We start from the raw sequence: 13245 nt of genomic DNA, 5'->3' as shown, positions 1-13245 counted from the left end.
AATAGGGAAGAAGTTCTAATTAAATAAGTACAAGCATATATTGGAACAAGCTAGGCGTAAGGGAGGCTTGTTCCAATATGCGTGTATCAAATGTAACAGTTAGAAAACGACTTATTTTTATACTTATATCGGGTATACTCATTTTCACCATTATCGATATTCGTCTTGGATATGTGCAATTTTTTCTTGGAAATATGTTAACGGATCGTGCGAAGGATTCATGGAGTCGTAATATTACTTTTGAACCAGAGCGAGGGAAAATTTTAGATCGAAATGGTGTGGAGCTTGCTACGAATAAAAGTGCACCGACCGTCTTTGTTGTGCCGAGGCAAATTGAAAAACCAGCAGAGACTGCAGAGAAGTTAGCTGCAGTATTAGGTGTGGAAAAAGATGATGTTTATAAGCGGATTACAAAAAAAGAATCGATTGTAAGGCTTGATAAAGGCGGAAGGAAAATATCGCATGACAAAGCGAAAGAAGTACGCGGATTAAGTTTAAAGGGTGTGTACATTGCAGAGGATTCTATCCGGTACTATCCATTCGGTAATTTTTTATCACACGTATTAGGATTTGCGGGCAGTGATAATCAAGGGCTTATGGGACTAGAGAAATATTATGATAAAGAGCTAAATGGTGATAAAGGTCATGTGCGATTTTTTGCAGACGCGAAAGGACAGAGAATGCCTAACGTTGGAGATGATTTCAAAAAACCAGAAGCCGGTTTGAATTTAGGATTAACAATTGATTCACGCATTACGAGGATTATGGAAAGAGAAATGAATATTGCGGAATCAACGTATAATCCTGACGGTATGATAGCAATTGCAATGAATCCGAAAAATGGTGAAATTTTAGGTATGTCAAGTCGACCAAGTTTTGATCCAGCAGATTTCCAAAGTGTTTCTCCGGAAGTATATAACAGAAACTTACCTGTATGGAGTACGTATGAGCCGGGGTCAACATTTAAGATTATTACATTAGCTGCAGCCTTGAATGAAAATTTAGTAGACTTAGAGAAAGATACATTTTATGATGATGGGGCAGCTGAAGTTGGTGGAGCTAGATTGCGGTGTTGGAAAGCTGGAGGCCATGGTAGCCAAACGTTTTTAGAAGTAGTTCAAAACTCTTGTAACCCAGGATTTATTGAACTCGGTGATCGTCTTGGTAAAGATCGATTGTTTAAATATATTCGCAATTTCGGGTTTGGACAGAAGACCGGAATTGATTTACAAGGTGAAGGTAGCGGGATTTTATTTAATTTAGATAAAGTTGGTCCAGTCGAGCAAGCGACGACTTCATTTGGGCAAGGTGTTTCTGTTACACCGATTCAACAAGTAGCAGCTGTAGCGGCCGCTGTAAATGGTGGAACTTTGTATCAGCCATATATAGCGAAGGAATTTATTGATCCGAAGAATAATCAAGTTGTCAGCAAAAAGACACCTGTTGCGAAAAGGGAAGTTATTTCCAAGGAAACTTCTGAGAAAGTTCGTTACGCATTAGAGAATGTTGTAGCGAAAGGTTCGGGTAAAGGGGCTTATATTGATGGATATCGTGTAGGTGGAAAAACTGGAACTGCTCAAAAGGTGAAAGATGGAAAATATTTAGATAATAACTATATTGTATCATTTATCGGTTTTGCTCCAGCTGACGATCCGCAAATTGTTGTTTATGTAGCAGTGGATAATCCAAAAGGAGTCACTCAATTTGGTGGAGTTGTAGCAGCACCTATTGTTGGGAATATTCTTCGTGACGCACTTCCTGTAATGGGAGTGGAACCGAGAAAAGAGCAAGTTGAGAAAGAATATAAATGGGGCGATACACCAACTGTGGAAGTTCCGAATTTAATTGGTATGAAAAAGAAAGATTTACAAACGCAACTTGTAGACTTGAAGCTTGATATAAGTGGTGATGGTGGGAAAGTAATTAAACAATCACCAGAAGCAGGAGCTAAAGTAAAAGAGGGTTCAAAAGTTAGAATTTACTTCGGGAATTAAAGGTAACTGATTGTGTTTTATGGTACAATTGGTGGAAGTGAGTTCTTTATAGAAAAATTGCTTTATTTGAGACGATAAGTGTCTCATTAATAAATAAATCTATTGATTAGACTATAGTAGCACTTACCTCCTATTTTTATATAACTAGGAGGTAACGTGTTACTTGCTAAAATAAGAGATAAATAAACAATGTAGAGAGGGTTTAGTGAAATGAAGTTGCATACACTTGTATCATGTTTGCATGATTTTCCAGTTGTTCCAACAGAAAATCCAGAAATAACATCTATTGAAGCGGATTCACGTAAAGTGAAAGAGGGAAGCTTATTTATATGTATGAAAGGATATACGGTTGATAGCCATGACTTTGCTAAGCAAGCAGCCGCACAAGGAGCGGCTGCTATTGTTGCGGAAAGACCAATTGATGTTGACGTTCCAGTTGTACTTGTGAAAAATACTTTTCGTTCGCTAGCGGTTTTAGCTGATTATTTTTATGGCCAACCAACACACAAGTTACATTTAATCGGTATTACAGGTACAAATGGAAAGACAACAACATCGCATATTATGGATGAAATTATGCGCGCACATGGTCATAAAACAGGGCTAATTGGAACGATTAATATGAAAATCGGTGATGAAACATTTGAGGTGAAAAATACAACACCAGATGCACTAACACTTCAACAGACATTTTCAAAAATGGTTGAACAAGGTGTGGATAGCACAGTAATGGAAGTTTCGTCTCATGCTTTAGATCTTGGCCGTGTACACGGGTGCGATTATGATGTTGCAGTATTTACGAATTTAACACAAGATCATTTAGACTATCATAAAACGATGGAAGAATATAAACATGCGAAAGGGTTGCTTTTCGCACAGCTTGGCAATAGTTATCATCATAATCGTGAAAAATACGCTATATTAAACAGTGATGATCCAGTAGCAGAAGAGTATATGAGAAGTACAGCAGCTACTGTTGTAACATACGGTATAGATGTTGCAAGCGACATTATGGCACGAGATATCGTAATGACGAGTGGCGGTACAACATTTACACTTGTAACACCGTATGAAACTGTAAATGTTACGATGAAATTAATTGGTAAGTTTAATGTATACAACGTGTTAGCTGCTACAGCAGCAGGTCTTGTTTCAGGAGTGAGCTTACAAACAATTATTGATGTAATTAAAGAGCTTGCTGGCGTTCCTGGACGTTTTGAAGTTGTTGATGGTGGACAAAATTACACAGTTATTGTTGACTATGCGCATACACCTGATAGCTTAGAGAACGTACTAAAAACAGCAAAACAATTTGCAAAAGGCGATGTATATTGTATCGTTGGTTGCGGTGGTGATAGAGATAGAACGAAAAGACCAATAATGGCAAGTGTCGCAACCGAATATGCAACTCACGCAATTTATACATCAGATAATCCAAGAAGTGAAGATCCGAAGGCTATTTTAGATGATATGGTAAATGATGTAAATAGGAATAATTATGAAGTAATTGTCGATCGAAAAGAAGCGATACGTTCCGCTATCTCGAAAGTAAAAGCAGAAGATATTATTATTATTGCTGGTAAAGGGCATGAAACGTATCAAATTATTGGTAAAGAAGTTCATCATTTTGACGATCGTGAAGTTGCTAAAGAAGCAATCACGGAGCGTTTAAACAACGAAGTGTAACAGCATGAGAGGAGGACTACATGTGCTTGAACAAGGTTTATTAGTAACGGCTGGGGTAGCATTCTTAATTTCTGTTGCCCTTTCGCCATTATTTATTCCATTTTTAAGAAAATTAAAGTTCGGACAGAGTATTCGTGACGAAGGACCGAAGTCACACCAAAAGAAATCAGGGACACCAACGATGGGTGGTATTGTCATATATGTATCTATGATGGTGACTACGCTTATTATGGCGATTAAATTTAACAATTTAGGTGCAGAAGTATCATTGTTATTATTAGTTACATTTGGGTACGGATTAATCGGATTTTTAGATGACTACATAAAAGTAGTAAAGAAAAGAAATCTTGGTTTAACATCAAAACAAAAATTGATTGGTCAGCTTGTAATTGCTATTGCGTTCTTTTTAATTGGAAAAGGGCAAGCATTTCACACTTATATCATGATTCCGGGAACTGATGTTAAATTTGAATTAGGCTGGGCGTATTTTGTTCTCGTATTATTTATGCTTATTGGTGGATCAAATGCGGTTAATTTAACAGATGGTTTAGATGGTTTATTATCAGGAACAGCTGCTATTGCATTCGGAGCATTTAGTATTATTGCTGTAGCTCAAGAACAATTTGGGGTAGCGATTTTCTGTATGGCAGTTGTAGGAGCTGTACTTGGATTTTTAGTATTCAATGCGAATCCAGCGAAAGTATTTATGGGGGATACAGGTTCTCTAGCTTTAGGTGGTGCTATCGCAGCTGTAGCGATTTTGTTAAAACAAGAATTGTTACTCGTTATTATTGGCGGTGTATTCGTAGCGGAAACTTTATCTGTTATTATCCAAGTTATTTCGTTCAAAACAACAGGAAAGCGTGTCTTTAAAATGAGTCCATTACATCATCATTATGAATTATGTGGTTGGTCAGAGTGGCGCGTTGTTGTAACGTTTTGGTCTGTAGGATTTTTATTAGCTGTGCTAGGAATTTATATCGGGGTGTGGATGTAATTGAAAACTGTAACTGAATATCAAAATAAAAATGTTCTTGTATTAGGTATTGCTAAAAGTGGTTATGCAGCAGCTACTTTATTAAAAAAATTAGGGGCAAACGTCATTGTAAATGACGGGAAACCATTAGCGGGTAATGTGCTTGCAGCTGAGTTACAAGCGGAAGGAATGGATGTTGTATGTGGTGGGCATCCATTAGAATTGCTGGAGAGAAACATTTCACTTGTCGTAAAAAATCCAGGAATTCCATATTCTAATCCACTCTTAGTGGCGGCGAAAGAAAAACAAATTCCAATTGTAACTGAGGTTGAATTAGCATATTCCATTTCAGCAGCACCGTTTGTTGGGATTACGGGATCTAACGGTAAAACAACAACGACAATGTTAACGTTTGAAATGTTAAAAGAAGGACAAAAGTACCCAGTTATTGCGGGGAATATAGGTACTGTAGCTTGTGAAGTTGCACAATTGGCGAAGGAAAATGAAGTTGTCGTTACGGAACTTTCATCGTTTCAATTGATGGGAGTGGAATCGTTCCAACCAAAAATTGCAGCCTTTTTAAATTTATTTGAAGCGCATTTAGATTATCACGGGACGAAGAAAGAGTATGGTTTGGCGAAAGCGAATATTTTCAAAAACCAAACTGAAACAGATTATAGTATAATTAACGCAGATGATGCAGATGTCATGGCGTTATCGGCATATAGTAAAGGAAAGAAAGTATTATTTTCGACGACGAAAGAAATTGAAGATGGTGCGTATATAAAAGATAACGCTCTTTATTTTAAAGGCGAAAAAGTAGTTAAAGTAAGTGATATTGTTTTACCTGGTAAGCACAATTTAGAAAATATTTTAGCAGCAATGAGTATTGCTAAATTATTAGGTGTTTCTAATGAAGCAATTACTGCTGTGTTAAAAAGTTTTACAGGTGTAAAACATCGCTTAGAATATGTAGCAACGATTAATAATCGTAAATTTTATAATGATTCAAAAGCGACGAATATGCTAGCGACAGAAAAAGCATTATCTGCATTTACACAACCGATTGTATTATTGGCTGGTGGACTTGATCGTGGTAATGAATTTGATGATTTAATTCCATACTTTAAACATGTCAAAGCGATTGTGACATTTGGACAAACTGCACCAAAATTAGTAAGAGCGGCAGAAAAAGCAGGATTAGATGTAATTGAAAGTGTCGATACTTTAGATGATGCAGTAGTGAAGGCGTATGCTCATTCTACCGATGGTGATGTTATTCTTCTTTCACCAGCATGTGCAAGCTGGGATCAATTTAAAACATTTGAAGAAAGAGGAGACATTTTTATACAAGCTGTGCATAAACTTATATAAAGTAAATCAAAACATCAGTAGGCTAACACCTACTGATGTTTTGTTACATAGGGCAAAGGTTCTGCCCAAAGAGGTGGTGTTCATGGGTAATGAAGAAAACGCCTGATTTTATTCTCATCATCGTTACACTTGCATTGTTAACAATTGGAATGATTATGGTTTATAGTGCGAGTGCGGTTTGGGCCTCTTATAAAATGGGGGATTCATTCTTTTTTGCAAAAAGACAATTGTTATTTGCAAGTCTTGGGGTAGTAGCTATGTTTTCTCTCATGAAAATTGATTATTGGGTGTGGCGTACGTATTCAAAAGTAATTTTACTAGTTTGTTTCGTTCTTCTTATTCTCGTTCTTATTCCTGGAGTAGGTCTCGTTCGTGGAGGGGCGCGAAGTTGGATTGGAATCGGGGCATTTTCTATCCAACCGTCAGAGTTTATGAAATTCGCGATGATTATTTTCTTAGCAAAATTTTTAGCGGAACGACAAAAATTAATTACATCTTTTAAACGAGGTTTACTACCGGCTCTTAGTTTTGTATTTCTTGCTTTTGGGATAATTATGTTACAGCCAGATCTTGGTACGGGAACGGTAATGGTTGGGACATGTATTATTATGATATTCATTTCGGGAGCAAGGGTCTTTCACTTTGCAATGTTTGGTTTGCTTGGTGCAGCGGGATTTGTAGGGTTAATCGCATCAGCACCATATCGAATGAAACGCATTACATCATATTTAGATCCGTGGTCGGATCCGCTCGGAAGTGGATTTCAAATTATCCAATCGTTACTCGCAATTGGACCTGGTGGTTTATTTGGGCTTGGGCTTGGACAAAGTAGACAAAAATTTCTTTATTTACCTGAACCACAAACAGACTTTATATTTGCGATCTTATCCGAGGAATTAGGTTTTATTGGTGGTTCATTTGTGTTATTATTATTTAGTCTATTATTATGGCGCGGGATTCGTATAGCATTAGGAGCGCCAGATTTATATGGTACGTTTTTAGCAGTAGGTATTGTGGCGATGATTGCGATTCAAGTAATGATTAATGTTGGTGTTGTAACAGGACTGATGCCTGTTACGGGTATTACTTTGCCATTTTTAAGTTATGGTGGATCAAGTTTGACCTTAATGTTAATGGCAGTAGGTGTATTATTGAATATAAGTCGCCATTCTCGCTATTAAACCCTGTTTAAAAGACAGGGTTTTTCGTGTGTGTGTGAAAATGCAATATGTATATAGAAATAAATACGATTGAATAAGAACAGGGAAGTGGAGGAATCAGTAGTGCGAGTATTAGTAAGTGGTGGGGGTACTGGAGGACATATTTATCCAGCTCTTGCTTTAATTAGAGAAATAAAAAAACTAAATCCTGAAGCAAGATTTTTATACATTGGTACAGAGAATGGATTAGAGAGTACCATCGTACCGAAAGCGGGTATTCCGTTCCAATCTATTGTTATAAGTGGATTTAAACGAAAAATATCTCTTGATAATGTAAAAACAGTGATGCGTTTCCTAAAAGGTGTTCAAGATAGTAAACGATATATTCGTCGTTTTAACCCTGATATTGTGATTGGTACGGGTGGATACGTATGTGGGCCAGTTGTATATGCTGCGGCTAAATTAGGTATTCCGACTATTGTCCATGAACAAAATAGTGTACCTGGTGTAACGAATAAATTTTTAAGTCGTTATGTCGATAAAGTTGCAGTTTGTTTTGAAGCAGCTGCAGAACATTTTCCACAGTCAAAAGTGGTTATGACAGGTAATCCACGTGCATCAGAAGTAATGGACCAAAATGGAATGAAAGGAAAACGTTCGGTAGGACTATCCCTTTCTAAAAAATCCGTGCTTATTTTTGGTGGGAGCCGCGGGGCTAGACCGATTAACGATGCTTTTGTAGAAGCGATTGAACAATTTGGGAATAAAAGTTATGAAGTATTATATGTAACAGGCGAAGTACATTATGATAAAGTTATGGAAGCCGTGAAACAAAAAGGGAATCCGAATAATGTTATTATTAAACCTTTTATTCATAATATGCCAGAGGTACTGACGGGTGTAGATCTTGTTGTTTCAAGGGCAGGGGCTACAACGCTTGCAGAATTAACAGCGTTAGGAAAACCGAGTGTATTAATTCCAAGTCCGTACGTAACAAATAACCATCAAGAAAAAAATGCACGATCAGTTGTTGATAAAGGAGCAGCTAAAATGCTACTTGAACAAGATTTAACATCTGAAACGCTTATTCGTGACATTGATGAGATTTTATTGGATACACAAACATTACAAAATATGAAACTGGCTACTAAGCAACTTGGTATTCCAGATGCAGCAAATAAGCTATATGAAGTAATGAACAAGCTTATTAAAAAATAACATTAGGTGAACGCCCTGCATATTACTGTAATAAGGAGACTTGATATGGGGGAGATTGTCTATGGAACAATTAGTAAAAGAGCTTTTAGAAGCAAATGTTGGTCGCGTGTTAGTTAATGAACCGTTAGCGCGTTACACGACTATGAAAATAGGCGGACCAGCTGATATTTTAATTGTACCAAAGCATGTTGCTGGTATTGAGAAGACTCTAGAGTTAGTAAAGAAGTACAAGACAGGGTGGACTGCAATTGGTCGTGGTTCAAATCTTCTCGTATCTGATCAAGGTATAGAAGGTGTGGTTATTCGTTTAGGAGAAGGATTAGACCATTTAGAAGTCGAAAAACATAGAGTAAGAGTCGGTGCTGGATATCCCCTTATTAAATTGTCAACTTTACTTAGTCGACAGGGATTAGCGGGCCTGGAATTTGCAAGTGGTATTCCAGGAAGTGTTGGCGGTGCAGTGTATATGAATGCAGGCGCTCATAAGTCCGACATATCGAGTGTATTAACGAAAGCTCGTATTTTGTTTGACAATGGAACAATTAATTGGTTGACGAATACCGAAATGGGCTTTTCTTATCGCACATCTGTATTGCAAATGAAACGCCCTGGTATTGTTTTGGAAGCTGAATTCCAATTGGAGGTAGGCGAACGCGAGGGAATTGTAAGAAGCATGCAAAAGAATAAAGAGTATCGCCGTGAAACGCAGCCTTGGAATCACCCTTGTGCAGGAAGTATATTTCGAAATCCAGTCCCCTATTTTGCAGGAGATTTAATAGAAAAATCAGGGCTTCGTGGTTATACAATAGGTGGAGCTCAAATTTCTGAAATGCATGGGAATTTTATTGTTAATACTGGTGTGGCATCAGCGCAAGATGTATTAGACTTAATCGAATTGGTAAAGCGTACAATTAAAGATAAATTTGGTGTTGATATGCATACAGAAGTAGAAATAATTGGAAGATAACGGTTGTTCGTTCCGCTCATTATCATTTATGTTATAATAAGAAGATAAGAACGGCATGAGGAACATGCCGTTCTTTATGTTACATAGGGGGATCGTACATGAAAAATAGTAAAGTGATTAAACTACAAGATCGTGTACCAAAATTAAAGAATCAAAATAAAAAAAATAAGAAACCTGTTAATCATCGGTTAATTTTATACATATCGATTTTATTTTTATTAGTACTCTTTTTAATTTATTTTCGGTCTCCGCTTAGTAATATAAAAAAGATAAGTGTCTTTGGAAATCATTATATGACAGATGAACAAGTTATGAAGGAATCAGGTGTGACATATGATACGAGTTATTTCCGAGTAACAGCACATAAAGCAGAAGAAAACTTAACGAAACGAAAAGAAATTAAAGAGGTAAATGTAAAAAAACGTTTCCCAAACAAAATTGCTGTTCATATCGAAGAATATTTAACAATTGGCTATATAAACAAAGATGGAAAATTACAACCGTTATTAGAAAATGGGAAAACACTCGATGTACTTCCGAACGGAAAGCTTCCAGTTGCAGCACCAATTTTTGAACCATTTAAAGAGGAAAAAATGAAGGAATTAATTGCAGAACTAGAAAAATTAACGCCAACTATTTTAAGGTCTATTTCTGAAATTCGTTATACACCAACGAACGCAAATGAAGATCATCTTACTTTATATATGAATGAAGGATATGAAGTGAGCACCACTATTCAAAATTTCGCAAAGCGAATGGAAGCTTATCCACTTATTTTAAAAACAATTGAACCTGGTAAGAAGGTTTTAATTGACTTAGAAGTGGGTGCATATACGAAGGAACTAGGTGCTGAAGAAAAGAAAGAATAGAATGATAGTTTTTACTGCGTTATTACGTATGAAATGAAACAAACGTTCTTTTATATGGATGCTAATTTGCAAGAATGCTTAATTTGATGAAAAAAATGTAAATTTTCTTAGATTCATACTAGGATTGGTACAAGTTTCACTTTTCTACAAGTACATCTTAGTGTAGACTTATACTTGGCGGTAATCTTTACACTTGAAATATAATTATTTCAAGATAGAGCAGTTATTTACAGGTTACTGCGATATTCTTAAATGAATGTTAAATAAAAATAAGAAAAATATAGGGTTAAAAAAGGGAAACGTATAAAGACGTTGAATATTTTTCTTATAAATAGTAAAGTTGCGATTGTTGTTCCATATATTGAGTTGTATGGTATAAATAAAGAAGGAGGTGCCAAAGAATGAACAGCAATGAAATATATGTTAGTCTTGACATCGGTACATCCAATGTTAAAGTCATCATTGGTGAAATGGTTAATGATAGCTTAAACATTATTGGTGTTGGAAACGTAAAATCAAATGGTTTGAAAAAGGGATCGATAGTTGATATAGATGAAACTGTTCGATCAATTAAAAAAGCAATTGAACAAGCTGAGCGCATGGTGGGTATCCACATTGAGCAAGTTGTAGTAGGTGTCAATGCAAACCAGGTACAGTTGCTCCCGTGTCACGGAGTAGTCGCTGTTTCAAATGAAGATCGTGAAATCGGGAATGAAGATGTCTTACGCGTTCTAGATGCAGCGCAAGTTGTGTCAATTGCTCCTGAACGTGAATTTATTGATGTGGTACCTCGACAGTTCATTGTAGACGGTCTTGACGAGATTAACGATCCACGCGGGATGATCGGTGTAAGATTAGAAATGGAAGGTACACTTATTACAGGCTCGAGAACTTTACTACATAACCTACTTCGTTGTGTAGAAAAAGCAGGTCTTGAAATTGTTGATATTTGTCTGCAACCTTTAGCGGCAGCGACAGTTGCGTTATCTTCGGATGAAAGAAATAGAGGGGTAGCACTTGTTGATATGGGTGGAGGATCTACAACCTTATCTATTTTTAAAGATGGAGAGTTGCAAGCAACGAGCGTATTGCCATTAGGTGGAGATCATATAACGAAGGATATAGCGATTGGGCTGAAAACTTCAACAGAAAATGCAGATCAAATTAAGCTGAAATATGGACATGCTTTTTATGATACAGCATCTGAAGAAGAGATGTTTACGGTTCCTATTATGGGAAGCGATCAAACAGAACAATATTCTCAGTTGGAATTATCGGATATAATAGAGGCTCGTGTAGAGGAAATTTTAATGTTTGTTCAAGATGAAGTGCATAAGTTAGGAGTAAAGCAAGCTGCTTCTGGATATGTACTAACTGGTGGGATAGCTTCTATGCCAGGTGTTCTTGATCTTGCATACGATATTTTACATGAAAATGTTCGTATAGCAACTCCTGATTATATTGGTGTTCGTGAGCCTCAATATACAAGTGGAGTTGGATTAATTAAACATTCTTATCAAAAAGCTAAATTACGTGGGAAAAATGTGCAGGAAAAGCAAGAACATTTTGAACCAGTACCAGCACCAATGCCGGTACAACAGCAACCTGCGAAACAAAAAACTCGTAATCAAAACAATACTAATCAAAATGATGACCGCATGATGTCAAAAGTAAAACGTGCATTCCGTTATTTATGGGATTAAAATTGGACACGAAAAATGAGGTTCTAGGGGGATTTCGACATGTTAGAGTTTGATACTACTCAAGATCAATTAGCGAATATAAAAGTTATCGGTGTCGGCGGTGGCGGAAACAATGCTGTAAACCGTATGATTGAACACGGTGTACAAGGTGTAGACTTTATCGCTGTGAATACTGATGCACAAGCATTAAATCTATCAAAAGCTGAAACGAAAATGCAAATTGGTGGAAAATTAACGCGTGGACTTGGTGCAGGCGCAAACCCTGAAGTAGGGAAAAAAGCTGCAGAAGAAAGTAAAGAACAGATTCAAGAAGCGCTTCGTGGCGCGGATATGGTCTTCGTAACTGCTGGTATGGGCGGCGGAACTGGAACTGGTGCAGCTCCAGTTGTTGCTCAAGTTGCAAAAGAACTAGGCGCGTTAACAGTTGGTGTTGTAACACGTCCATTTACATTTGAAGGGCGTAAACGTGCAACTCAAGCTGCATCTGGTATTGCGTCATTTAAAGAAAATGTAGATACACTTATCGTAATTCCAAATGATCGCTTATTAGAGATTGTTGATAAAAATACGCCAATGTTAGAAGCGTTCCGTGAAGCAGATAACGTATTACGTCAAGGTGTTCAAGGTATTTCTGATTTAATTGCTACACCAGGTCTAATTAACTTAGACTTTGCAGACGTAAAAACAATTATGTCTAATAGAGGTTCTGCTTTAATGGGTATCGGTTCTGGTAATGGTGAAAATCGTGCTGCTGAAGCTGCGAAAAAAGCGATTTCTAGTCCATTACTAGAAACATCTATTGATGGAGCTCAAGGTGTTATTATGAACATTACGGGCGGCGCAAACTTAAGTTTATATGAAGTACAAGAAGCAGCAGACATTGTAGCTTCAGCTTCGGATCCAGAAGTAAATATGATCTTCGGTTCTGTTATTAATGAAGGATTAAAAGATGATATCGTTGTCACTGTAATTGCAACTGGTTTTGATGATAGTGCTTCGACACAACCACCAAAACCAATTATCCGTCCGACTGCGAATCACACGCAACAGCAACAACAACCAGTAGCTCAACCTTCAAAACAACGTGAAGTTAAGCGTGAAATGAAACGTGAAGAGCCGGTTATGCATGATCGTCATACAGATTCAGATGACATCGATATTCCAGCATTCTTACGTAACCGTCGTAGACGATAAAAGAAAAGGAGCTTTCATGCTCCTTTTTTTTGTTGTCTAAATGGAAAAGATCTGCTAAGCAGATCTTTTTTTATTATTTTGCATATGGAGAGCCCAGTCCTATT

Annotated in this window: 10 protein-coding genes; all 10 read left to right on the top strand. The window is 37.0% G+C overall.

Annotated elements, in window-relative coordinates; translation table 11 throughout:
* Positions 1–77 precede the first annotated feature (77 nt).
* The 10 genes from ABH957_RS00680 to ftsZ all read left to right on the top strand — a co-directional run bounded on the left by ABH957_RS00680 (position 78) and on the right by ftsZ (position 13141).
* Positions 78–1994 carry a stage V sporulation protein D gene (locus tag ABH957_RS00680; RefSeq protein WP_002014741.1) on the top strand — a complete coding sequence of 639 codons (1917 nt, stop codon included), beginning with the start codon at positions 78–80 and terminating at the stop codon, positions 1992–1994.
* A 210-nt stretch (positions 1995–2204) separates the two neighbouring features.
* Complete coding sequence (locus tag ABH957_RS00675) at positions 2205–3680, top strand: UDP-N-acetylmuramoyl-L-alanyl-D-glutamate--2,6-diaminopimelate ligase (RefSeq protein ID WP_404444975.1); 1476 nt, start codon at positions 2205–2207, stop codon at positions 3678–3680.
* A 22-nt stretch (positions 3681–3702) separates the two neighbouring features.
* A complete protein-coding gene (mraY, locus tag ABH957_RS00670) occupies positions 3703–4677 on the top strand; it encodes a phospho-N-acetylmuramoyl-pentapeptide-transferase (RefSeq protein WP_002014738.1) in 975 nt (324 codons plus the stop codon).
* The gene (gene murD, locus ABH957_RS00665; protein WP_404510593.1) at positions 4678–6030 is read left to right on the top strand and encodes a UDP-N-acetylmuramoyl-L-alanine--D-glutamate ligase; all 1353 of its coding nucleotides are present in this window, start codon (positions 4678–4680) and stop codon (positions 6028–6030) included.
* 89 nt (positions 6031–6119) lie between these two features.
* Entirely contained in the window at positions 6120–7211 is a 1092-nt protein-coding gene (gene spoVE, locus ABH957_RS00660) for a stage V sporulation protein E (protein WP_002066872.1), read from the top strand.
* Between the two features lie 102 nt (positions 7212–7313).
* On the top strand, positions 7314–8408 hold the full coding sequence (murG, locus tag ABH957_RS00655; RefSeq protein ID WP_404491038.1) for an undecaprenyldiphospho-muramoylpentapeptide beta-N-acetylglucosaminyltransferase: 1095 nt from the start codon (positions 7314–7316) through the stop codon (positions 8406–8408).
* A 61-nt stretch (positions 8409–8469) separates the two neighbouring features.
* A complete protein-coding gene (gene murB / locus ABH957_RS00650) occupies positions 8470–9375 on the top strand; it encodes a UDP-N-acetylmuramate dehydrogenase (protein ID WP_404444982.1) in 906 nt (301 codons plus the stop codon).
* A 98-nt stretch (positions 9376–9473) separates the two neighbouring features.
* Positions 9474–10244 carry a cell division protein DivIB gene (gene divIB / locus ABH957_RS00645; protein ID WP_404491037.1) on the top strand — a complete coding sequence of 257 codons (771 nt, stop codon included), beginning with the start codon at positions 9474–9476 and terminating at the stop codon, positions 10242–10244.
* A gap of 401 nt (positions 10245–10645) precedes the next feature.
* Positions 10646–11947 (top strand): cell division protein FtsA, encoded by a 1302-nt coding sequence (gene ftsA, locus ABH957_RS00640; RefSeq protein WP_002014731.1) that lies wholly within the window; start codon positions 10646–10648, stop codon positions 11945–11947.
* A 39-nt stretch (positions 11948–11986) separates the two neighbouring features.
* Complete coding sequence (ftsZ, locus tag ABH957_RS00635; RefSeq protein ID WP_002066873.1) at positions 11987–13141, top strand: cell division protein FtsZ; 1155 nt, start codon at positions 11987–11989, stop codon at positions 13139–13141.
* Positions 13142–13245: the final 104 nt, after the last annotated feature.

Origin of the sequence: Bacillus sp. RC242, from assembly GCF_044908245.1 — a bacterium.
GTDB classification, from domain to species: Bacteria; Bacillota; Bacilli; order Bacillales; family Bacillaceae_G; genus Bacillus_A; species Bacillus_A mycoides.
The sequence above is the reverse complement of the archived record's forward strand: the minus strand, read 5'-3'. Positions and strand labels throughout refer to the sequence as shown.

Coding starts and splice junctions, on each gene's coding strand:
- ABH957_RS00680 (WP_002014741.1), top strand. CDS start 78: ATGCGTGTATCAAATGTAACAGTTAGAAAACGACTTATTTTTATACTT.
- ABH957_RS00675 (WP_404444975.1), top strand. CDS start 2,205: ATGAAGTTGCATACACTTGTATCATGTTTGCATGATTTTCCAGTTGTT.
- spoVE (WP_002066872.1), top strand. CDS start 6,120: ATGAAGAAAACGCCTGATTTTATTCTCATCATCGTTACACTTGCATTG.
- murB (WP_404444982.1), top strand. CDS start 8,470: ATGGAACAATTAGTAAAAGAGCTTTTAGAAGCAAATGTTGGTCGCGTG.
- divIB (WP_404491037.1), top strand. CDS start 9,474: ATGAAAAATAGTAAAGTGATTAAACTACAAGATCGTGTACCAAAATTA.
- ftsA (WP_002014731.1), top strand. CDS start 10,646: ATGAACAGCAATGAAATATATGTTAGTCTTGACATCGGTACATCCAAT.
- ftsZ (WP_002066873.1), top strand. CDS start 11,987: ATGTTAGAGTTTGATACTACTCAAGATCAATTAGCGAATATAAAAGTT.